This is a genomic window from Nocardiopsis sp. iso_237 (assembly GCF_056173345.1).
On record NZ_CM149669.1, the window covers coordinates 713551 to 732238 of the forward strand.

Genomic DNA, 18688 nt, shown 5'->3' on the forward strand with positions numbered 1-18688 from the left:
GTGGGTGACGGGACGTCTCCGGCCCCCGCCGGGGGCCGTTCCCTGTCTCCTATCGACGGGGCCCGCCCCGGCGGTTCGTCAGCGGTCGTGGGGGACCGCCCCCCCGGCGGTCCGTCAGCGGGCGACGCGGAAGAACCCCTCGGAGATCAGCGTGCGCAGCGCCTCCGGGGTGCGTTCCCGGATCATCACCGGGTCCTCGCCCATGAGGTCCGCGATGGCGTCCAGCAGCGGACCGACCGGCATGGTGCCGTCGCAGACACTGGCCAGCGCCGCCTCCACCGTGCCGATCCGCGCCACACGGCGCAGCCCGTCGCGCTGGCGCAGCAGGATCTTCTCCGGGTCGGGAGCACCCGGCACGGCCACGCGCTCCTCGACCACGTTCGGGGCCAGTGCCACGTGCGCGGCCAGGAGGGCGGCGTCGGTCAGGCGGTGGGCGGTCATCGCGCCGTCCACCACGTCCGGAAGGTAGGGGCCCACCGGCTGCTGGACGTCGTGCCGCAGTTCCTCCACCCGCACGGTGGCGTCCTGGGCGACGTCGTTGCGCAGGCTGATCCAGCCGAAGCCGATCCCCTTGATGCCCTCGCGGTCGAAGTAGTCCAGCCAGGCGTCGTAGCGGCGCGTGTACTCGGGGGTGCCGTGCTCGCAGGAGTCGCGCAGCCACAGCTCCACGTACTCGGCGGGGTCCTGGACGTCGCGCTGCACGACCCAGCCCGAGCATCCGGTGCCGGTGATCCAGCCGCCCACCCGGTCCTGCCAGTCGTCGGAGTCGGTGTGCGTCCAGTTGGCGAGGAACTGCCCCCAACCGCCCTCGGTGAGGTGCGCGGGGGCCTGCCGGACCAGTTCGGCGCAGACGGTGTCGCCGGGCAGGTCGGACTCGCGGTAGGTGTACCGGGCCGCCTCGGGGGTGATCACGAACGGCGGGTTGGACACGATGAGGTCGAAGCGCTCGTCCCGGACCGGTTCGAAGAGCGAACCCTGGGCCAGGCGGGCGCCCGTGATCCCGGACAGGGCGAGGCTGATCCCGGCCAGGCGCACCGCGCGCGGGTTGAGGTCGGTGGCCACCACCTCGCGGGCGCGGGAGGCCAGGTGGAGGGCCTGCACGCCGCAGCCGGTGCCCAGGTCGAGGGCGCGGTCGTAGGGGCCGTCGACGATCAGGCGGGAGAGGTTGGCGGACGCGCCGCCCGCGCCGACCACGTGGTCGGCGCCCGGCACCTGCCCGCTGCCCGGGCGGACCTTGGGGTCGGACACGACGAAGCCGGGTCTGCCGTCCTCCAGCTCCCAGGGGCCCAGGTGGACGAGGGCGCGGACGGCCGCGCCGTCGGCCCCCTCCTCGACGGTGACCAGTCCCGCGTCAGCGAGCTCGTCGACGGGGAGGATGGCACGGGCCGCGCGCGCCGGGATGGGGGACTGGAGCCACCACAGGCGCAGGAGCAGTCCGAGGCGTTCCTCCCCGCCCGTGGCGCGGAGTGCGGGCACGAGCTGCTCGCGGGCCAGGGCCTTGGCGGCGGCGTCACCGAGGCGGTCGCGGACCCCGGACACCGTGTAGTCGGCGTCGATCAGGGTGCCACGGAGCCGGTCGGCGAGTCCTCGCGGGAATTCTGTCTCAGACACCCGCCCATTATCGGTCAGGTGACGAGGTGCCCCGGTGCGCTGGCGGTGCCGTTCAGGGGGTTCCGGGTGCGCTCGGGTCCTCCTCCGTCAGCCGTTCGGCCACCCGATCCGCCGCCTCGTCGCGTTTGCGGAACAGGCGCGGGATGTAGAGGAACCCGAAGACTCCCAGGGCGATCCCGGTCACACAGACGCCGATCCACCACTTCTCGGAGGACGGCAGGCCGTCTCCCATGGCGAGGAGCACCACGAGGGCGATGGTCCACGCGACCGTGCCGATGGCGGCCGGGACGCGGTAGTCGCTCTCGTGGACTTCGGGGTCGGGCTGACGAGGTTTGGGCACGGATCCAGGCTATCCGCTGGTGTCCGGCGGGTGCGGTAGCGGTGCGACGGGTCGAGGTCGACGGGGAGATGCCTTGGTCACACCCGATGATCCGATCTCCCCTTCATATGGCGATTTCTCTGAAATTGATGTGAAACGGGTGTCTGGTGTTGTACGAAGATGCAACTAATCTGGCGCAGAATCCTTGTTGTCCAGTAACACGACCAGGTCAGGCTGACGACGTGAACGCACCGACTCCCTCCTCCACTGACGAGCACCGACGGCCCAAAGGCGCGGTGGACCGCTACTTCCGCGTGTCCGAACGCGGCTCCACCATCGGCACCGAGATCCGCGGTGGCATGGCGACCTTCTTCGCCATGGCGTACATCGTCGTCCTCAACCCGCTGATCATCGGCACCGCCGAGGACGTCAACGGCGACACCCTGGGCATCCCCGGCGTCGCCGCGATGACGGCCCTGGTCGCCGCCCTCTCCTGCGTGCTGATGGGCGTGGTCAGCCGCTACCCCTTCGCCATCGCGGCGGGCATGGGCCTGAACGCCGTGGTCGCCTACGGCATCGCGCCGCTCATGACCTGGGCCGACGTCTTCCTGCTGATCATCATCGAGGGCGTCGTCCTGCTCATCCTCGTGCTGACCGGCTTCCGCACCGCGGTCTTCGCCGCGATCCCGCCCGGTCTCAAGGTGGCCATCGCGGTCGGCGTGGGCCTCTTCCTGGCGCTCATCGGCCTGGTCAACGCCGGTTTCGTGCAGGCGGGCGAGGGCACCCCGGTCCAGCTCGGAGACGGCGGCCTCAACGGCTGGCCGATCCTCATCTTCGTCATCGGCCTGCTCCTGAGCATCGCCCTCTACGTGCGCAACGTGCGCGGCGCGCTGCTCATCGGCATCGTGGCCACCACGTTCGTCGCCATCGCGGTGGAGACGCTGTTCGGTGACGGCGCCGACGCCCTCGGGTGGGGCCTGACCGTGCCGAGCCTGCCCACCAGCCCGGGCGACCTGGTCGCGCTTCCGGACGTCTCCCTCCTGGGCATGTTCCTCGACGGTGGTCTGTCCGGCCGCTTCTCCGACATCGGCGTGGCCACCGTCGTCATGCTGGTCTTCACCCTGCTGCTGGCCGACTTCTTCGACACCATGGGGACCATGGTCGGCGTCGCCCACCAGGGCGGCATGGCCGACGAGGACGGCAACATCGAGGGCACCCGTGAGGTGCTGGTCGCGGACTCCCTCGGCACGATCCTGGGAGGCGTCGGCTCCGCGTCGGTCGCCACGCTCTACGCGGAGTCCGCGGCGGGAGTCGGTGAGGGCGCCCGGACGGGTATCGCCCCGATCGTCACCGGCGCGATGTTCCTGGTCGCGACCCTGTTCACGCCGCTGGTCACCCTGGTGCCCTTCGAGGCGGCCACCCCGGTCCTGGTGATCGTCGGCTTCATGATGATGACCCAGGTGACCAACATCGACTTCAAGGACCCGGCCATCGGCATCGGTTCCTTCCTGGCGATCATCATGATGCCGTTCACCTACTCGATCGCCAACGGGATCGGGTTCGGCCTGCTCGCCTACGCGTTCGTCATGCTGGTCACGGGCCGCGGCCGCCGGGTGCACCCGCTCCTGTGGCTGATCTCCGTGGTCTTCCTGATCCACTTCGCGGAGGCGCCGATCTACGCGCTGATCGGGTGACCTCCTGATCCACTGAGCCGTGTCGGACCCGGGCCGACGTCCCCTGGCGGGGGCGTCGGCCCGCGCCGTGTACCAGGGGCGGGGAATGCGCGGCGGGGTGGACGGCGTTGCGTCCATTGATGAGTCAACGCCGTTTACTTCTCTGCCCCCGAAACCACGTTCCGGTGGTCGCGTCCGTCCCTCCCCGGTGTCCGACGGGGAGGGACTGATGCGCCGCATCGCGATGTTCCGTTCCCTGGCCGTGCGCAACTACCGCATCTACGCGCTCGGCCAGCTGGTCTCCAACCCCGGCACCTGGATGCAGCGCATCGCCCAGGACTGGCTGGTCCTCCAACTCAGCGGAGGCAGCGGGATCGCGCTGGGGATGACCACCGCGCTCCAGTTCCTGCCGATGCTCTTCCTCGGGCTCTGGGGCGGCGCGATGGTCGACCGCTTCGACAAGCGCAAGCTCCTGATCATCACCCAGGCCAGCATGGGCGTCCTCGCCGTCGGCCTGGGCGTCCTGGCCACGCTCGGCGCGGCCGAGGTCTGGCACGTCTACCTGTTCGCCTTCGGCCTCGGCTTGATCACCGTGCTCGACAACCCGGGGCGTCAGGCCTTCGTCCCGGAGATGGTCGACCGGGAGCTGCTGCCCAACGCGATCGCCCTGAACAGCGCCAGCTTCCAGCTCGGCCGCGTCACCGGCCCCGCCGTCGCCGGTGTGCTGATCGGCCTGGTCGGCAGCGGTCCGGTGTTCATGGTCAACGGGCTCTCGTTCGCCTTCACGATCGTGGCGCTGCTGCTGATCCGCACCGCCGACCTCAACCCCACCGAACGCGTCCCGCGCGGCAAGGGGCAGATCCGCGAGGGTCTGCGCTACATCGGCGGCAGACGCGACCTGGTCCTTCTGCTGGTCCTCGCCGGCTCCGTGCAGTTCTTCGGCGCCAACGCGCAGAACCAGATCGCCCTCATGGTCAACAACGTGTTCGAGACCGGCGCGACCGCCTTCGGTGTGGCCGCCGCCGCGCTCGCGGTGGGCGCGCTGGCCGGGGCCCTGCTGGCCGCGCGCCGCGAGCACCCGCGCCTGAAGCTGGTGCTGATCGGCGCGATGGGGTTCGGCGCCACCCAGCTCGTGGCGGGCCTGATGCCCGGCTACGTGGCCTTCGTGCTGGTCCTGGTCCCGATGGGCGTGCTCTTCATGACCTTCGTGACCACGCTCAACGCCACCTTCCAACTGAGCGTCGACCCCCAGATGCGCGGCCGGGTCATGAGTATGTTCCTGCTGGTGTTCATGGGTGTGGCCCCGATCGGCGCGCCCGTGGTGGGCCTGATCGCGGACGCCTTCGGCCCGCAGGCCAGCCTGCTCACCGGCGGCGCGGTGACCACAGTCGTGGTCGGCGTGCTCACCGTGCTGCTGATGCGCACCAGGGGCGTGGCCGTCCGCGACCTGCTGCCCCGGAGGTGGCGCGGACCGGAACCCGTGGGCTCAGGCGGTGACCACCCGGGTGACCATGGAGACGGAGCTGACCGCGAGCAGCACCAGCACGGTGCGGCGGAAGAGCTCGGCGTCCAGCCTGCGGAAGAGCCGCTCACCCGCGAGGGTACCGATCAGCAGCGCGGGGGCACCGACCAGCAGCAGGCTGCTGACCTGCGGAGTTAGCTGGCCGCCGAACCCGAAGCCCACCAGCGTCGCCACGCTCGTCGCGGAGAACGTCACGGCGAGTGTGGCCCGCTGGACCCGGGGCTCCAGTTCGGCCAGCCGCGAGCCCTGGAGCCCGGCCACCATGAGGGGGCCGTCGATCGCCGTGGAGGCGAACGCGGCGCCCGAGAGCGCGCTCATCCCGGCCACCGCCCCCATACCGCCCGGGATGCGTACCCGGCGCCACACCAGGACGGTGCCGAGGACGACCGTCGCCGCGATCAGCACCAGCAGGACCTGCTCGGAGAGCACGTTGAGCGCCCACAGCCCGAACGGCACCCCCGCCAGGGCGCACACGAGCAGCAGCAGGGCGGCCCGCCGGTCCACGTGGGCCCGGTCCCGCAGCGCGACCCACAGGTTCAGCGGTACCGCCAGGGTCGCGGAGACCACCACCGCCGTGACCGGGTCCAGGAGCAGGGCCAGCGGCGGCACGGCGGCCAAGGCGAACCCGAAGCCCGCGGTGATGCGGATCAGGGCGGCCAGTGTCAGGACCACGAACACACAGGCGAGGACGTACACGGGGGCGGCTCACAGGACGAGGTGGCGGGCGGCGGGTGTCGAAGGGATGATGATGTCATGACCCTGTTCGTCGCGCTGTGGCCGCCCGACCAGGTCCGGAAGCGTCTGGAACGGGCGGTGCGCGCCGCCCGGCCCACCGCGCCGGAGCTGCGCTGGACCCCGCCGGAGCGATGGCACCTCACCCTGGTCTTCCTGGGGGAGCTCGCCGTGCGCGTCCCCGAACTCTCCGCGGCGCTGGAACGCGCCCTGGAGGGGCACCCGCCCCCGGACCTGTTCCTCGACGGCTGGGGCGTCTTCCCCAGGGCGGGCGGGCCGGGACACCACGCGTCCGTCGTATGGGCCGGGGTGCGGGGCGACGGACTCCCGGAGCTCGCCGGGGCCCTGGCCGAGGCGGCCCGAGGCGCGGGCGTGCCCGTCTCGTCACGCCCCTTCGTGCCGCACGTCACCCTCGCCCGCGCCCGGAGGCCCCGCGACGTCACCCGGACCCTGCGTGCCCTGGGCCCGGCGCCGGACACCGGCTGGCGGGCCGACCGGATCGCCCTCGTGGAGAGCCGCCCGTCAGGGCCGGACCGCTACCGGACCGTCCGGAGCTGGGGACTACCCTGGGGTAGCGAATCCCAACGAGCACCGGAGCGGGGCACGTCATGAGCATGCTCACCAACAACCGCAAGCAGCGCTGGCTCCTGCCAGTGGTGCTCTGACCTGGGATAACGGCTCTCTAGTGCGCGTCCGGGACCGCATCGGCCGGTCCCAAGTCGCGATTATCAAGCCAAGCTTACCGCCCAACGGTTTCGCTGCGCACGTGGACTCTGTTGGCTCCCGTTTCGGCCTCTATGTAGCGGGCCGACGTTCGCACCTGGTGGACGGAGCCGCTCAGGTTGGCAGTATCTGAGGGTGCATCTAGTCCGAAAGTGTTAGCTGCTTCAAATACGACGGGCGCAACCTTCCCCTAAAGGCACACCATCACGTCTGGTGGGGGTGTCTCTTTAGATGCTGCGAGCACCGATCCGGATAACCAGAGTGCAAGAACAAGAAGAACCTTCACCCGTGAATGCCTCGCGGGTGAAAGTCTCTTCTGAGACATCACTCTCCGGAGAAACCACCATGTGCTTTCACTGCGACACCCCCGTATCCCCCATTGAACCCCTTGCGTTCCTGGCCACCCTCCCTCGCGACCCCACATACCGCACAAGGCGGGGTTGCCTCTGGGTCGCATACGTCGCCGCGCAGCCCGCAGGGACTCCACCGCCCGTTGGGCGCAATGACTTCTATCGCATCGCCCGGATGGCTCCCGGGGTCGCGCAGCGCAGGCGGAAGGATGGCACGTGGTTCGTGGGGGTCGCAGTCATGTGAGCCCCACGCGGCGGAGCGGGCGACTCTCTGAACTGGGATGATGCTGGAACAGTGTAGAAGTGTAGTTTTGCATGAGGATCTCGTAATCCTATAGAAACTTCTAAGGGAAAACAGAAGTCTCCTTCAAATCGACACTTCTACACTCGCCCGCCCTGCCGGATCCGCTCCGCGAGGCCAAGCGCTGCCCGTCCGCGAACCGCGACGCAGGGCACCCCAGCCATGCCCACCCGAGAAGCGCCGTAGTGCCCCCTGTGGGGCCTAAATGGACTTGCCCTAGGGAGTGGCTGAATTCGCCCCCCGCGTGGTCCTGTGAGGATTCTAGAGGCGCTTAGTGTCCGGGGTGATGGTATGGGGTGCGCGAGCACCTTTCCGGATAACCGAAGGGAGAAGGCAACCTTCTCCTAAGGGGTGTGGCGGTGACTCCGGCCAGACCCGGCCAGAGCCACAAGCCCCCTTGCCGCGACTGCCCGCACGGTCGCACACAGACTTTACGCCGCGCATATCTCTTAAGGGCGCGCGGCATCCTTTAGCCCCATGGGGCGTTATCGGTTGCGGGACCGGTAACGCCCCATGGGGCTTTTTTTCGTATCCACACCCCGAGAGGAAACCCTGCATGACCGTAAATTCCGCCCCGAAATCTGACAACACACCATTTGAACTCACCAGCGCGGAAGTATCGGCTATCGCGAGCGTCTCCGGCGTAGGAAAGGAAGCGATTCCCCACATTCGGGGGAGCAGTTATGAAGAGGTTCGGTCTAACGCGGTGAAGCTGCGCGACATGATTCGCCCCGTTCCGAACGATGCTCCGCGAAACATGAAGATCGACCCAGCCAAGCTGGCCGTGGTCATCCGCGAGCAGATGCATACGGGGGCCTGATATGGAAATGGTGCACTACAACGCTATCGGGCAGGCTATCCGCCCCGGCGACCTCGCCAACATGGACGCTGTTCCCGAAACCGTCATGGAACGCGCAGAGGGACAGGTTGAAATCGCGCGCGGACTCGCGCAGGCGTTCCGGGGTGCGTCCGGCAAGTGGCCCGAGCTTGCCGCGTTCGCGGACGCCGTGGAACCTCTCGTGGAACGCGCGGATGATTACGAAATCCAGGAAGAGAACGCCCGTGCGGCCGTGGTGCTGCGACGCCGTGAGCGGGACACTGCCGCGCGGGTGGCCATCCGGAAGGGCGAGGACCCGCAGGAAGCGGAACAGGCCGCGAGCGAGGCTCTGACAGCCGTGCAGGACGACGCGGAGCGCTTCGCGCGCTACTTCCGCGACACGGCCAACCTCGCAGGGAGCGAGGCCGCGAAGGGGAAACGTCGCCTTGACGCGCTGCACAGGGAAGCCGCTCCGGAGACGCTGCGCGAGAGCCTGCGTGCTCTGGCCACTGCCCGCGAGGAAGCTCTAGCGGCGGTCACGGACGCTGAACGGAAGCTGTCCGGCGTCGTGAGCCGGGTACTGGGAGTGCGTGCCCTCGCGAAGGAAGCGGGGGACCGTGAGCTTGCCGTGCTCGCCAGTGACCCCCACTTTGACTACGTGTCTCGCAGGCGGGGTAGCGGGGGAAACACGTTCGAGGGCGCTCTTCTGGAACTGCGCGGCTTCCGCGATCGGCTGGATTTCCGAGGTGCCATGTCGCCTATCGACTTGGGTTCTGCCCTAGGCGCTGCGGTCCGGTATGCAGTGGAGAACGACACAGCGGACGCGGCGGACGCTGCCATTGCCCGCGACCGCAGGGAGTGGCGGGAGCGCGAAGAGCGCGAGCGCGGCACGAGCGCCCGTCCGTTCCGGCCCCGCCCCTTGGCGGAGTAACCCCGGAGTTCTGGTGGGGGTGCTGCGAAAGCGGTACCCCCCTTTTCACGGGTACCCCCCTAGCTACCGCCTCGCCCCCCGGGGGTGGTGGGTGGGTGCACCCTCACGTGTGCGTTGTGGGTGCGTGTCCGCTGCTCGCGAGGATGGTTCACGGCCTGGTGCTCAATCATGTTCGTGACCAGGGCGCGAGTGTCGCTCGCGTGGGCGTCGCCTCTCGGCTGGCGGGTCTGTGCTCCGCCTGCGCGTCTCGCGCTGCGTGGCCTCGCGTGTGGTTGGTCGCTGCGAGGTCGCTTGTGATCGTTGCGTGTTCGGTCACGCGCCGCGTCCGCCGTGCTCGCGACCCCGAACCGCACCCGCGCGGCTCGCTCTGACTGCGAGGGGGTGGGGGATGCCCCCCGCGACCAGGGGGAGACCAGCGGGGGGTTATAGCGACTCTAACCGGCTCTGCATAAAGCCGAAACGGCTCGCGTGCACATTCCCGTGCGTTTTCCCACGTCATTACGGGTGCGTTTTCGTGCGCGCCCCCGATTGTGCATAAGGGTGCATATGAAAACCGATCACGGCGACCGATTGGTTGCCGTCTTTCGCGAGGTCTACGAACCAGACCCGCTACTGGAGGAGACCCTCCGTCTCGCAGGGCAGCACCTTGACCGTGCGGCCGTGTGTGACGCGGTCGTGGACGAACACGGGCCGTTGATCGAAGGGACGCGCGGAACCTGGGTTTCAAATCCTGCGCTGTCGGAGGCCCGCCACTCGCGGGTGGCTGCGTTCGCCATCATTCGCGAGGTTATGCCAGACGATGCGGGTGACGACGCGGTGGCCGCTGCATCGACGAATCAGAAAGATCCTGCGAAGCAGCGTGCCGCACTCGCTCGCTGGGACCGTGCTCGTGCCCGTTCCGGGGCTGCGTGATGGGTCGCCGGAGCGGTCGACGGAAACGGGTTGTCCGGCTGGAAGTCGCCCCGCCGGTCGCGGTAGCGACCCCGCTTGCGCTGTACCGCGCCATGTTCCCCGAGCTGGGCGACTCGCCCGACACCCCGACCGTTGTTGAGCACGCCGCCGGGTGTCCGGTCGCGCGGGCGATTGACGCGGACCCCGGCGAGTGTTCGTGTCCGGACGGTTGGCCGCGAGTCGTGGCGACGGTCCGCGATGGATGGGTCGCGGTCTACCAGGCGGAGACCGTGCCGTTAGCGGCAGGCCTCTGACCAGCGGAGTGCCGCTGCCTGCCGAACATCCGTGCCGCTGTGCCGCTGGAGTATGCCGTTTCCCGGCAGATGTGCCGCCCGTCCTGCCGCTCTCTGCCGTTCTCCGGCAAGCCGTTTGCTGCTCTGCCGGAGCGTGCCGCCGCTGAGCCGCTCTGCCGTTGCCGACTGTCGTTCCACAGGAGAGAGACCCATGTCCGAGACACTCCGCACCTGCGCCCGCTGCCAGACCGCGAAACCCCTCGCCGTGTACGGCCGGTACCGTCCCGCTGCGGACGGTCTCCGGAAGACGTGCAGGGCGTGTATGGCGCACGCACAGAATCGCGCGGTGCCGCGTTTGCGCACTGCCCGCGAAGCCGCTCCGCTCGCGTCCTCCGAACCGGTCAACGTCGCCCCTGTGCCCGCACCTGGTCCGGCCGTGATGGTTGACCCGTGGCGACACACGCCGCGCTCCGGCCCGTTCGCCGTCAACGTGTCGCGCCCGGGGCCTCTGCCGCTCGCTGCGAGGTTTCCCGCGTGCGACCGCGAGTGCGCGGAGCGGGTTCTCATGCTGCACGCTCCGCCCGTCTTCCGCGAGGTGCACCACGACCACAGAGGCCAGGGTCACCGCGCGGTACTCCGCCCCGCCGTTGCCCGCGTGTCAGCCCTCGCGGTCGCCGGAGTGTGCGCGGCGTGCGGCGAGGAACTCGCACCCGCGTTCCGGTCTCCCGATTCCCTCCTGATTTACGCCTAGAAAGCCAATCCGATGTCTTTTCCCGCGTCCCCGCTCGCACTCCGCGTCGAAATTCATTTGTCAGGCGAATGGGAAGACATCACCGGCTACGTACTGACTGAGGAAGACATCACCATTTCCCGGGGTCGCGCCGATTGGGCATCGGACGTCGACCCCGGGGAATGCGGGTTCATCCTGGATAACCGGGGCGGGCGCTTCTCGCCCCGCAATCCGCGAAGTGAATACTTCGGTCGTCTTACCAGGAACACCCCGATTCGCGTGGGTGTCCGCTACGGCTCCGCCACGCTATGGCGTTTTCATGGCGAGGTGTCCGCGTGGCCGTCCCGCTGGGACCTCTCACAGAATATGCAGTGGGCACCCATCAAGGCTTTCGGTCCGCTTCGCCGCTGGCGTGCCGCGAGTACGCCACAGACGTCTGCCCTGCACAGGCGCATCATGGCGTCCGCTCCGCGTGCGTACTGGCCGCTGACCGATGGACCACAGACTCAGAACGCACGTTCCGAAGTTGGGGGCAACATCGTGTACGCCACAGTGCTTGAAGGCGACTCGAACGCCCAACCACAATGGGCGTCTTTCGACCTCGCCGCACACATGGAGCCGATAGCTCAAACCCCGGAAAATGTGACGCGGGGGTTCCTTCGCGGGTACGTGCGAGGCAACAACAAGCCTACGTCTTTCGCAGTGGATTTCCTGCGCGCAGGGATGGGAGGTTTCGATTCGTTCGGCATCGAATTGGAAGCCGCAGGAACCGATCCGGACCGCTTCCTGTACCTGGGTTTCGATCACACCCAAAAGGACCTGATCGTTTCGTTAAAGACGATCACAGCAGAAACAGGCTCCACCGTGATATTGGGTGGGCCTTTCGCGCTGCCAGCCGCGTACACCGACGAACCCCACATGTTCCGCCTCGCGGTCGATAGGGTGAGCGCCTCAACCGCGCGGTGGCGCGTGATCATGGACGGTCGCGAGATAGGCATCGGCACGCTCGCCCTACCTCCGCGAGGCCCGGTCAGGTGGGGCTACGACTACTGGGTTCCAGATGACCAGCTGGCGACCACGGTCGCCCTGGGGCACGTGGTCGTGTGGGACGGTGCGACCGCTCCGCCTCCGGCGGACATGCTTTCCGCCCTCGCGGGGTACGCGGGCGAGACGGCGGGCGAACGGATCGCACGCGTCGCGGGCGAGGCCGGTATCCCCCTGGAGTTCGTGGGCGACCCTGCCGACACAGCAGCGGTTGGCCCGCAGGGGCTCGCAGCCCCACTCGAATTGCTGGGGGAAGCTGCCCGTGTCGACAGCGGGATTCTCTACGAGAGCCGCGAATCTCTGTCCCTCGTCTATCGCACGTGTCGCTCCCGGTACAACCGTGGGCACGCGCTAGCGCCGTAGGTATGACCCCCTTGCAACGCACAGACCCCGGTCGCTCTCCGCGACCGGGGTCTTTCTGCGTTCGGGGGCGTGCCCCGGGCTGCGACGCGCAGGGCGGCGAGCATGGGTCAAGCCGATTCCGGTCACGCCGTGCGTTCTCCGGCTTCGCAGAGGGCAGCGCACGCGGCCCCATGTTCCCGGAGCTGGGAGAGCTTGCCGACTCGCCAACGGTGACGGTGCACGTGTTCGCGTGTGAGACGGCCGTTGGGGAGTGCTCCGGCGAGCACTTCCCGCGAGCGTGCACGTGTCTGCCTCGTTCGGGCTACCCGTACACCGTGGCCACTGTCGTTGACGGCGACGGCCCGGTTAACGAGGTGGCCGTGATGAGCTTCCGCGACCGCGAGTACCGGCCGCGTACGAGCTGGGTCGGTTGCTCTCCGCCCAACGCCCGGTCACCGGTCCCTGTCTCCGGTGGCCGGGCTGTTTTTGTGTCTGCTACTTGTGCAGCGCTGATCAAACGGGGGGCAAGCGACATCCCCGGTGCTCGGCCCGTCTAGTGACCTTGACAGGGACTAGGCACGCAAAAGCCCCGGGAGGACGGGGCCCCGGGGCTCGTGGTGTTGGCACGCAGACCGCTAGAGCAGCTGGTCACCTACAGCCAGCATTTCAGCAAACTGTGCGTGGGAAAACCCCAAGTGTCCAAGCGCGCGGTTCTGCGTGTCGCGCACGAGCACGCTATTGGTGCGTGTCTGTACCTCCACGCAGTCGTTCGCGCCCCCGGAGTGAGTGGACTTTCGGAAGTCTGTAATTATCTGGTCAGCAGCAAGATTCTTCATACTCGCACCTTATCTAGCTCGGCCCGTAGCACCGCTACTGAGTCCTCTGGAGCGCTCGCAACGGCTTGAAGCTGAGAGTACAGCTCGCGATGACGCGCGACTCGGTGTGGTCGGGTGAGTAGTTGCCCTTGCTCCGCTGACTCCACATAGGCGAAGTCCCGCCCGTCCGGCATGGCCAACACACGGAACGAACCAGAATTCCCCGGGTGGTTGCACAAGGTCTCTGGGACAACCTGAACCGTGATCCGCCCCGCGTCGGCAAGGCTCACAACGTAGTCCAGCTGCGCCGCTGTAGCCTCGGTTCCACCGTAGCGCCTACGTAGCACACTGGCGTCAAGAACCAGGTACAGCAGTGGCCTACGGGCTACCCGCATGCTCTCAGCGCGTTCCGCGCGTTCCCGTACCCGCTCCTCAAGCTCCGCCTCTGGGATACCGGGGTGTGCGGCTCGAATGAGAGCGGAAGCGTAGGGCTGCACCTGGAGGTAGCTAGGGAATGCCAGCGCCTGGAAGTCGTAGACGCTCCGAGCATCACGCGTCGCCGTGGTGACTTCTCCTAACCAGTCTGGTCGCCCATCTCCCATGGCTTGCGCCCATGCCTGGTTCAGCTCACCGCATGCGTTCAGCTTTGTGTCCAAGGCTTCCCGCAGCTCAGAGGAAGGCATGTGCTGGCCCCGCTCCAGCCTGGATAGCTGGCTCTTGTTGCTGTCTACCAGGCCAGCGAGCCTTTCGAGAGTGAACCCGGAGTTCACGCGCTGCTTGCGCACCTCATGCCCGAACGCCTCCAGAGGCGTTCCCAAGGGGGGATTGTCCATGCTCCCTAGCACACCACATCCTGTCTCGCAGTGAAACAGATTCCCAGACCTTCTCTTGCCCTGAAACTTCCTCTGCACCTTTTGCTGAACCCTGTGCTACCTGGACTAACGCTCTCATGATCTATGCCATGAGCAATGTGGACGGGGAACGAGTTGAAATGCGGCAGACCGTAGTTTCTCCTCTAAGGCTCCAAGGGGCACAACTTCCCGCGAAGCGTCCACCCGCACCACGGACGGATAGCGTCATGACCACTCAAACCCCCGCAGACGGCGCGGTAGACGCGGCCGTCCTCGCGCTTCACTCCGCCATCCGTAGGCGTGGTGTGGCCGCGATGGACGGAGACCAGACGGGCGAGGTTCGCGCGACACATGACGGACGACAGTACGTCGTGCGCTACGTGGACGCGGAATGGCTGATCCCCGTTCCTGGCACGGGCAGGAACACGGTGATCGCTCGCCAGGGCGAAGAAGAATTCCTTGCCCGGTTCCTGGTGGGCCAACTTCTGGGGTCGATGTGAAGCCGCCCGTCCGCACGCTCGCGGACCTTGCGCGGCTGACCCGTCCGCGTCGCCCGACGATTCCCACGCCGCGTCTCGCGGAACGCCCCCCGCTCCCTCGTCGGGGGCAGGCATACACGGTCGCTCGTACGTGTCCGCCGCATGACTGGTCGCGTCCGCCTGGATCACGTGTGCAGCAATGCAAAAACTGCGGAGCGATCCAACGGGTGCCCTAGAAGGACGAACCGGACAGCATCAGCCCATCACCTTAGAAAGCCGACCGTATGTGCACTGAATGTAAGAGGCTGCTTGACCGTTCAGGAAGCTGCCCGAAGGGTTGCAACTGACACAGACTCCTGCGCACTTCCCCAATCGCGCAGGAAGAGACCCCCGGGAGCGTACTCCGGGGGTCGTTCTCACGAATGACGGACCGTGGAACCGATACCGGGGTCTGTGCGCGTCAACCCCCGGTCACGTAGTCCCGCCAACGCCTTTTGAGCGGTGGCAGAGGCTACGCCGTACGTCTCCGTGATGCCTAGGACAGAGGGCACACGGTCACCAGGGCGGAACTCGCCCCCTCGTATGCGTCGTTCCAGGTCATCCGTGATCTGAACCCAACGGGGTACACCTTCTTGCCACTCCATTCCGGGGACGCTAGGGCTACCTCGCACAGCAAGCAAGTCTGGTACACCTAGCGTGCTACAGCTGAGCTGGGATATTGTCTCTCCCGTATTGAAGTGACCCCGCGACGCGGCGAACGTCCGGGGCCCGGCCGACCTGATGGAAGCAGGACGACATGAACACCCTACTTGCCATGCTCGCAACCCTTATCCGGTTGCTCCGCCCGTCCCGGGGACTCCACGCGGGACCCGGGGACTACCTCCGCGCACTCCAAGCCGAAGCACGGACACGCCGCGCGAACCGTGTTCGCCCGTACGCGAATCCGCTTCCCGCCCGTCCGACGGGTCCCGGGTACGCCTCCGCTGCCCCGCCCGTGACCTTTCGGCCGGTCCCGGTGGACTACGTGCCTGTTGTCGAAGTGAGCGCTGTTCACCCTCCGGCGGCTCTCGTCCGGGGGCACTATGTGGCTCACGAGCGGCAGGAAGCCCTTCGTCGCGCGGACACTTCGCGTCTGGGGGTCGCCGTACTCCGCGAGATCGCTACCGCCAACCGTGCGGAGATGTCGGCATGACCGCGTAGTCCTTCCTCACATGCGACGCGGTAGCGGAACGCAGTAGGGCCCGGAACCTTGGGGATAGGTTCCGGGCCCTTGCGCTGCCTGTAGGGGCTAGAGGAGTTGGTCCCCAGGGGAGTACTTCGCGTGAGCCTGTGCGGCCCGTACAGCCGCACCGGACGCGCCGTACCGCCGAAGCATGGCGGTAGAAGTCCAGCCAGCGAGGTACATAAGGTCTCCGTCGTTGCCGCCCGCGTAGCGGAACTCATGGGCGAACTGGTGGCGCAGCTGATGGGGGAACACGTGGGGGACCCCAACACGCTTGCATGCTTCGGAGAGCATCAGCCGGACCGCCTGCGCTGACAAGCGTCCGTTGGAGCCGAGCCACAATGCGGGGTTCTCTGCCTGCGGGTACCGGACCCGTGCACGCAGGTACCGGCGTAGAGCCGCGCTTGCGTGCTTGCCCAACGACACCACCCGTTCCCCGGAGCGCTTCGCACCGCGAACCGTGATGCGGTTGTGCGTGGGGGAGAAGTCAGCCAGGTTCATGCCGAGAAGCTCGGACACGCGAACCCCCGTGTCCAGAAGAACCGTGATCATCGCGCGGTTTCGCGTCGTCAGGAATCGGGTGGTCCACTCGTGACGCAGAAGCCCGCGAATGGTCGCGTGGTCGATCAGGGGGACCGGCGTCTCTTCGGCGCGGGGACGGTCCACCTTGTCCATGGGGTTGCACGTGATCTCTTCTTCCGCGAGTAGCCACTTACAGAACGAGCCGAGATCGACGTACCGCCGCTGCACGCTGGACAACGCCGCTCCGGCCGCGCGTTCGGCCGCGAGGAAGCGTGACATGTGCCTGTGGGTGAGTTCGGAAGCGTCCGTGTCCCCGATGAAGCGGGAGAGCTTCCGGAGTGTTTGCCGGTACGCGCGTACCGTGTGTTCGCTCACGTCGCGCAGGGACAGACTGTCGAGATAATCGGCAATCAGCGATTCCAGGGATGCCATGAAGTCCCGCTCTCTTGCGGTTGTTGGCGACTTCACGGACGCGGGTCGAGAGCAGCCCGTCAGGGCCGGACCGCTACCGGACCGTCCGGAGCTGGGGACTACCCTGGGGTAGCGAATCCCAACGAGCACCGGAGCGGGGCACGTCATGAGCATGCTCACCAACAACCGCAAGCAGCGCTGGCTCCTGCCAGTGGTGCTCGGTTCGATCATGCTCATCGTGGTCCTGGGAGCCCTCTTCGGCTGAGCGGGCTTGACCCTGACACAGGTGTCAGGGTCCTAGCGTGCGGCCATGTCCACTCCCACGCTCCGTTCCGGCTGGCTGGCGTGCCTGGCCCTGACCGCCTTCGCGGTCGGGACCGACGACCTCGTCATCGCCGGACTCCTGCCGGTCATCGCCCTGGACCTCGACGTCGGCGTCGCCGCCGCGGGGCAGCTCGTGACCGTCTTCTCCCTCACCTACGCCGTGGCCGCGCCGCCGCTGGCGGTGGCCACCGCCCGGATGCCCCGCCGTACCCTCCTCCTCGGCGGACTCGCGGTGTTCGCCCTCGTCAACCTGGTCACCGCCCTCGCGCCCACGTACACCGCCCTCCTGGCCCTGCGGGTGCTCGCCGCCCTCGTGGCCGCCGCCCTCACCCCGGCGGCCTTCTCCACGGCGGCCCGGCTCGCCCCGCCTGGGCACACCGGACGCGCGGTGGGCGCGGTCGCCGCCGGGCTGACGGTCGCCCTCTTCCTGGGGGTGCCGATCGGCGCGCTGCTGGGCTCCGTGTTCGGCTGGCGCTGGGCCTTCGTCGCCGTCGCCCTGCTCACCGTCGCGGTCCTGCTCGCCTCCCTCCGGTACCTGCCCCCGCTCCCGGGGGCGCCCGAGGCGGGGCTCCGCGATCAGCTGCGCCACCTGGGCCGTCCCGCGATCCTGACCTGCGTGGCCGGGACCGTCGCCGGTGCCACCTGCGGGTTCATGACCTACACCTACGTCGCTCCGCTCACCCGTGACCTCACCGGAACGGGCGGCGCGGCCCTCGCCCCGCTGATCGCGGTGGTGGGCGTCGCCGGGGCGGTCGGCACCTTCCTGTGCGGGCGGGCCACCGACCGCTGGGGGGCGGACCGGGTCCTGCTCGGCACCTTCGCCGGGATGGTCGGGACCAGCCTGCTCCTGGCCGTGCTCGGGCTCCCCGCCAGCGTCCCGGTCTGGGCCCTGGCCTGCGTCCTCGGCCTGTGGGGCTTCGCGGCCTGGGGGTTCGCGGCACCGATGAGCGCCCGGCTCCTGTTCCTGGCCGGGAACGCGGGCACCGAGGCCCTGGCGCTCAACACCGGCGGGCTGTACGTGGGCACGGCGGTGGCCGGGGCCCTGGGCGGTGCGGTCGTCGCCGGACACGGGGGAGCGGGTGTCCCGGTGGCCGCCACCGCCGTGGGCCTGGCCGCGCTCGGGTTCATGGCGCTCTCCGTCCGCTGGTTCCCCGCCAGCAGGCCGACCGCACGGGTTTCGTAGGCTGGTGGGGCCGCGCACCCGCGCGGCCCCACCAGGTCGGAGACGGCATGCGCATCGGAGAGCTCGCCGAACGCACGGGCGCCAGCCCGCGCTCCCTGCGGTACTACGAGCAGCGCGGACTGCTCGCCTCGGAGCGGACGGCCAACGGCTACCGCGAGTACGGCCCCGAGGCCGTGGACCGGGTGCGCAACATCCGCCTCCTCCTCGAATCCGGGCTGACCTCGGAGGACGTCCAGGAACTCCAGGACTGCCTGGAACTGGACCTGGTCCGGGAACCCGCCTGCGCCGAGGCCGTGGCCCTCTACGAGCACCGGCTCCGGGCGGTCAGGGAACGCATCGAGGCACTCACCGCCACCCGGCACCGCATCGAACGCCAGCTCTCGGAGGAGACCGGGACCTAGGCCCGTCCCTTGGCGAGGGTGAATGCGGAGATCGTTCCGTCGCCGAATCAGGATCGTGGATCCACGAATTCCGAGGTCGAGGCGCTTCTCGTTACGCGAAGGTCGATCCCCCTGATTCGACCGTGTTCCGGTGAACTGGTCGCTGTTGTTCGGCGTGATTAGGATAGCGGGACCATCCTTTGACTCCCCTCTGAAGGGCCT

General features: G+C 68.1%; 16 protein-coding genes and 1 pseudogene. 10 read left to right on the forward strand and 7 right to left on the reverse strand.

The features are described 5' to 3' along the window. Positions 1 to 114: 114 nt before the first annotated feature. Together AC0VYM_RS03370 and AC0VYM_RS03375 are read right to left on the reverse strand one after the other, a co-directional pair. On the reverse strand, positions 115 to 1611 hold the full coding sequence (locus tag AC0VYM_RS03370) for a DUF7059 domain-containing protein (RefSeq protein ID WP_475458811.1): 1497 nt from the start codon (positions 1609 to 1611) through the stop codon (positions 115 to 117). Positions 1612 to 1663: 52 nt separating this feature from the next. Further along, positions 1664 to 1951 carry a DUF2530 domain-containing protein gene (locus tag AC0VYM_RS03375; RefSeq protein ID WP_475458814.1) on the reverse strand — a complete coding sequence of 96 codons (288 nt, stop codon included), beginning with the start codon at positions 1949 to 1951 and terminating at the stop codon, positions 1664 to 1666. A gap of 221 nt (positions 1952 to 2172) precedes the next feature. Here AC0VYM_RS03375 and AC0VYM_RS03380 point away from each other — a divergent pair, with 221 nt between their 5' ends. Beyond that, complete coding sequence (locus tag AC0VYM_RS03380) at positions 2173 to 3624, forward strand: NCS2 family permease (RefSeq protein ID WP_475458817.1); 1452 nt, start codon at positions 2173 to 2175, stop codon at positions 3622 to 3624. A 208-nt stretch (positions 3625 to 3832) separates the two neighbouring features. Beyond that, entirely contained in the window at positions 3833 to 5263 is a 1431-nt protein-coding gene (locus AC0VYM_RS03385) for an MFS transporter (protein WP_475458819.1), read from the forward strand. Here AC0VYM_RS03385 and AC0VYM_RS03390 read toward each other — a convergent pair. Beyond that, positions 5174 to 5821: pseudogene (locus AC0VYM_RS03390) on the reverse strand (TSUP family transporter); the annotation flags it as partial. The gene AC0VYM_RS03385 and the pseudogene AC0VYM_RS03390 overlap by 90 nt on opposite strands. A 57-nt stretch (positions 5822 to 5878) precedes the next feature. On the opposite strand from AC0VYM_RS03390, the gene thpR reads away from it, so the two are divergent. The 5 genes from thpR (at position 5879) to AC0VYM_RS03415 (ending at position 12300) form a co-directional block, all read left to right on the forward strand. Next, positions 5879 to 6469 (forward strand): RNA 2',3'-cyclic phosphodiesterase, encoded by a 591-nt coding sequence (gene thpR, locus AC0VYM_RS03395; protein ID WP_475458821.1) that lies wholly within the window; start codon positions 5879 to 5881, stop codon positions 6467 to 6469. A 1318-nt stretch (positions 6470 to 7787) separates the two neighbouring features. Further along, the gene (locus AC0VYM_RS03400) at positions 7788 to 8051 is read left to right on the forward strand and encodes a hypothetical protein (protein WP_475458823.1); all 264 of its coding nucleotides are present in this window, start codon (positions 7788 to 7790) and stop codon (positions 8049 to 8051) included. A gap of 7 nt (positions 8052 to 8058) precedes the next feature. Next, a complete protein-coding gene (locus tag AC0VYM_RS03405) occupies positions 8059 to 8979 on the forward strand; it encodes a hypothetical protein (protein WP_475458825.1) in 921 nt (306 codons plus the stop codon). A gap of 546 nt (positions 8980 to 9525) precedes the next feature. Further along, a complete protein-coding gene (locus AC0VYM_RS03410) occupies positions 9526 to 9891 on the forward strand; it encodes a hypothetical protein (RefSeq protein ID WP_475458827.1) in 366 nt (121 codons plus the stop codon). Between the two features lie 1035 nt (positions 9892 to 10926). After that, on the forward strand, positions 10927 to 12300 hold the full coding sequence (locus tag AC0VYM_RS03415; protein ID WP_475458829.1) for a hypothetical protein: 1374 nt from the start codon (positions 10927 to 10929) through the stop codon (positions 12298 to 12300). 614 nt (positions 12301 to 12914) lie between these two features. Here the strand turns inward: AC0VYM_RS03415 and AC0VYM_RS03420 are convergent. Both AC0VYM_RS03420 and AC0VYM_RS03425 read right to left on the reverse strand, forming a co-directional pair. Next, positions 12915 to 13115 (reverse strand): DUF397 domain-containing protein, encoded by a 201-nt coding sequence (locus AC0VYM_RS03420; RefSeq protein ID WP_475458831.1) that lies wholly within the window; start codon positions 13113 to 13115, stop codon positions 12915 to 12917. Next, the gene (locus AC0VYM_RS03425) at positions 13112 to 13927 is read right to left on the reverse strand and encodes a helix-turn-helix domain-containing protein (protein ID WP_475458833.1); all 816 of its coding nucleotides are present in this window, start codon (positions 13925 to 13927) and stop codon (positions 13112 to 13114) included. The genes AC0VYM_RS03420 and AC0VYM_RS03425 overlap by 4 nt, the downstream gene beginning before the upstream one ends. A gap of 245 nt (positions 13928 to 14172) precedes the next feature. On the opposite strand from AC0VYM_RS03425, the gene AC0VYM_RS03430 reads away from it, so the two are divergent. Next, entirely contained in the window at positions 14173 to 14445 is a 273-nt protein-coding gene (locus AC0VYM_RS03430) for a hypothetical protein (RefSeq protein ID WP_475458836.1), read from the forward strand. A 395-nt stretch (positions 14446 to 14840) separates the two neighbouring features. Here the strand turns inward: AC0VYM_RS03430 and AC0VYM_RS03435 are convergent, their stop codons facing one another. Both AC0VYM_RS03435 and AC0VYM_RS03440 read right to left on the reverse strand, forming a co-directional pair. Continuing rightward, positions 14841 to 15068 carry a GntR family transcriptional regulator gene (locus AC0VYM_RS03435; protein WP_475458838.1) on the reverse strand — a complete coding sequence of 76 codons (228 nt, stop codon included), beginning with the start codon at positions 15066 to 15068 and terminating at the stop codon, positions 14841 to 14843. 644 nt (positions 15069 to 15712) lie between these two features. Next, positions 15713 to 16600, reverse strand: a complete 888-nt coding sequence (locus AC0VYM_RS03440; protein ID WP_475458840.1) for a tyrosine-type recombinase/integrase — start codon at positions 16598 to 16600, stop codon at positions 15713 to 15715. A 289-nt stretch (positions 16601 to 16889) separates the two neighbouring features. Between AC0VYM_RS03440 and AC0VYM_RS03445 the strand changes: the two genes are divergently transcribed. Together AC0VYM_RS03445 and AC0VYM_RS03450 are read left to right on the forward strand one after the other, a co-directional pair. Further along, positions 16890 to 18086: an MFS transporter gene (locus AC0VYM_RS03445; RefSeq protein ID WP_475458842.1), complete on the forward strand. Its 1197-nt coding sequence runs from the start codon at positions 16890 to 16892 to the stop codon at positions 18084 to 18086. 47 nt (positions 18087 to 18133) lie between these two features. Continuing rightward, positions 18134 to 18487 (forward strand): MerR family transcriptional regulator, encoded by a 354-nt coding sequence (locus AC0VYM_RS03450; protein ID WP_475458845.1) that lies wholly within the window; start codon positions 18134 to 18136, stop codon positions 18485 to 18487. Positions 18488 to 18688: the final 201 nt, after the last annotated feature.

Bases quoted from the DNA above. Each gene is read 5' to 3' on its own strand.
- AC0VYM_RS03410 (WP_475458827.1), top strand. From the start codon at position 9,526: ATGAAAACCGATCACGGCGACCGATTGGTTGCCGTCTTTCGCGAGGTC.
- AC0VYM_RS03405 (WP_475458825.1), top strand. From the start codon at position 8,059: ATGGTGCACTACAACGCTATCGGGCAGGCTATCCGCCCCGGCGACCTC.
- AC0VYM_RS03415 (WP_475458829.1), top strand. From the start codon at position 10,927: ATGTCTTTTCCCGCGTCCCCGCTCGCACTCCGCGTCGAAATTCATTTG.
- AC0VYM_RS03420 (WP_475458831.1), bottom strand. From the start codon at position 13,115: ATGAAGAATCTTGCTGCTGACCAGATAATTACAGACTTCCGAAAGTCC.
- thpR (WP_475458821.1), top strand. From the start codon at position 5,879: ATGACCCTGTTCGTCGCGCTGTGGCCGCCCGACCAGGTCCGGAAGCGT.
- AC0VYM_RS03400 (WP_475458823.1), top strand. From the start codon at position 7,788: ATGACCGTAAATTCCGCCCCGAAATCTGACAACACACCATTTGAACTC.
- AC0VYM_RS03385 (WP_475458819.1), top strand. From the start codon at position 3,833: ATGCGCCGCATCGCGATGTTCCGTTCCCTGGCCGTGCGCAACTACCGC.
- AC0VYM_RS03425 (WP_475458833.1), bottom strand. From the start codon at position 13,927: ATGGACAATCCCCCCTTGGGAACGCCTCTGGAGGCGTTCGGGCATGAG.
- AC0VYM_RS03450 (WP_475458845.1), top strand. From the start codon at position 18,134: ATGCGCATCGGAGAGCTCGCCGAACGCACGGGCGCCAGCCCGCGCTCC.
- AC0VYM_RS03435 (WP_475458838.1), bottom strand. From the start codon at position 15,068: ATGGAGTGGCAAGAAGGTGTACCCCGTTGGGTTCAGATCACGGATGAC.
- AC0VYM_RS03440 (WP_475458840.1), bottom strand. From the start codon at position 16,600: ATGGCATCCCTGGAATCGCTGATTGCCGATTATCTCGACAGTCTGTCC.
- AC0VYM_RS03445 (WP_475458842.1), top strand. From the start codon at position 16,890: ATGTCCACTCCCACGCTCCGTTCCGGCTGGCTGGCGTGCCTGGCCCTG.
- AC0VYM_RS03430 (WP_475458836.1), top strand. From the start codon at position 14,173: ATGACCACTCAAACCCCCGCAGACGGCGCGGTAGACGCGGCCGTCCTC.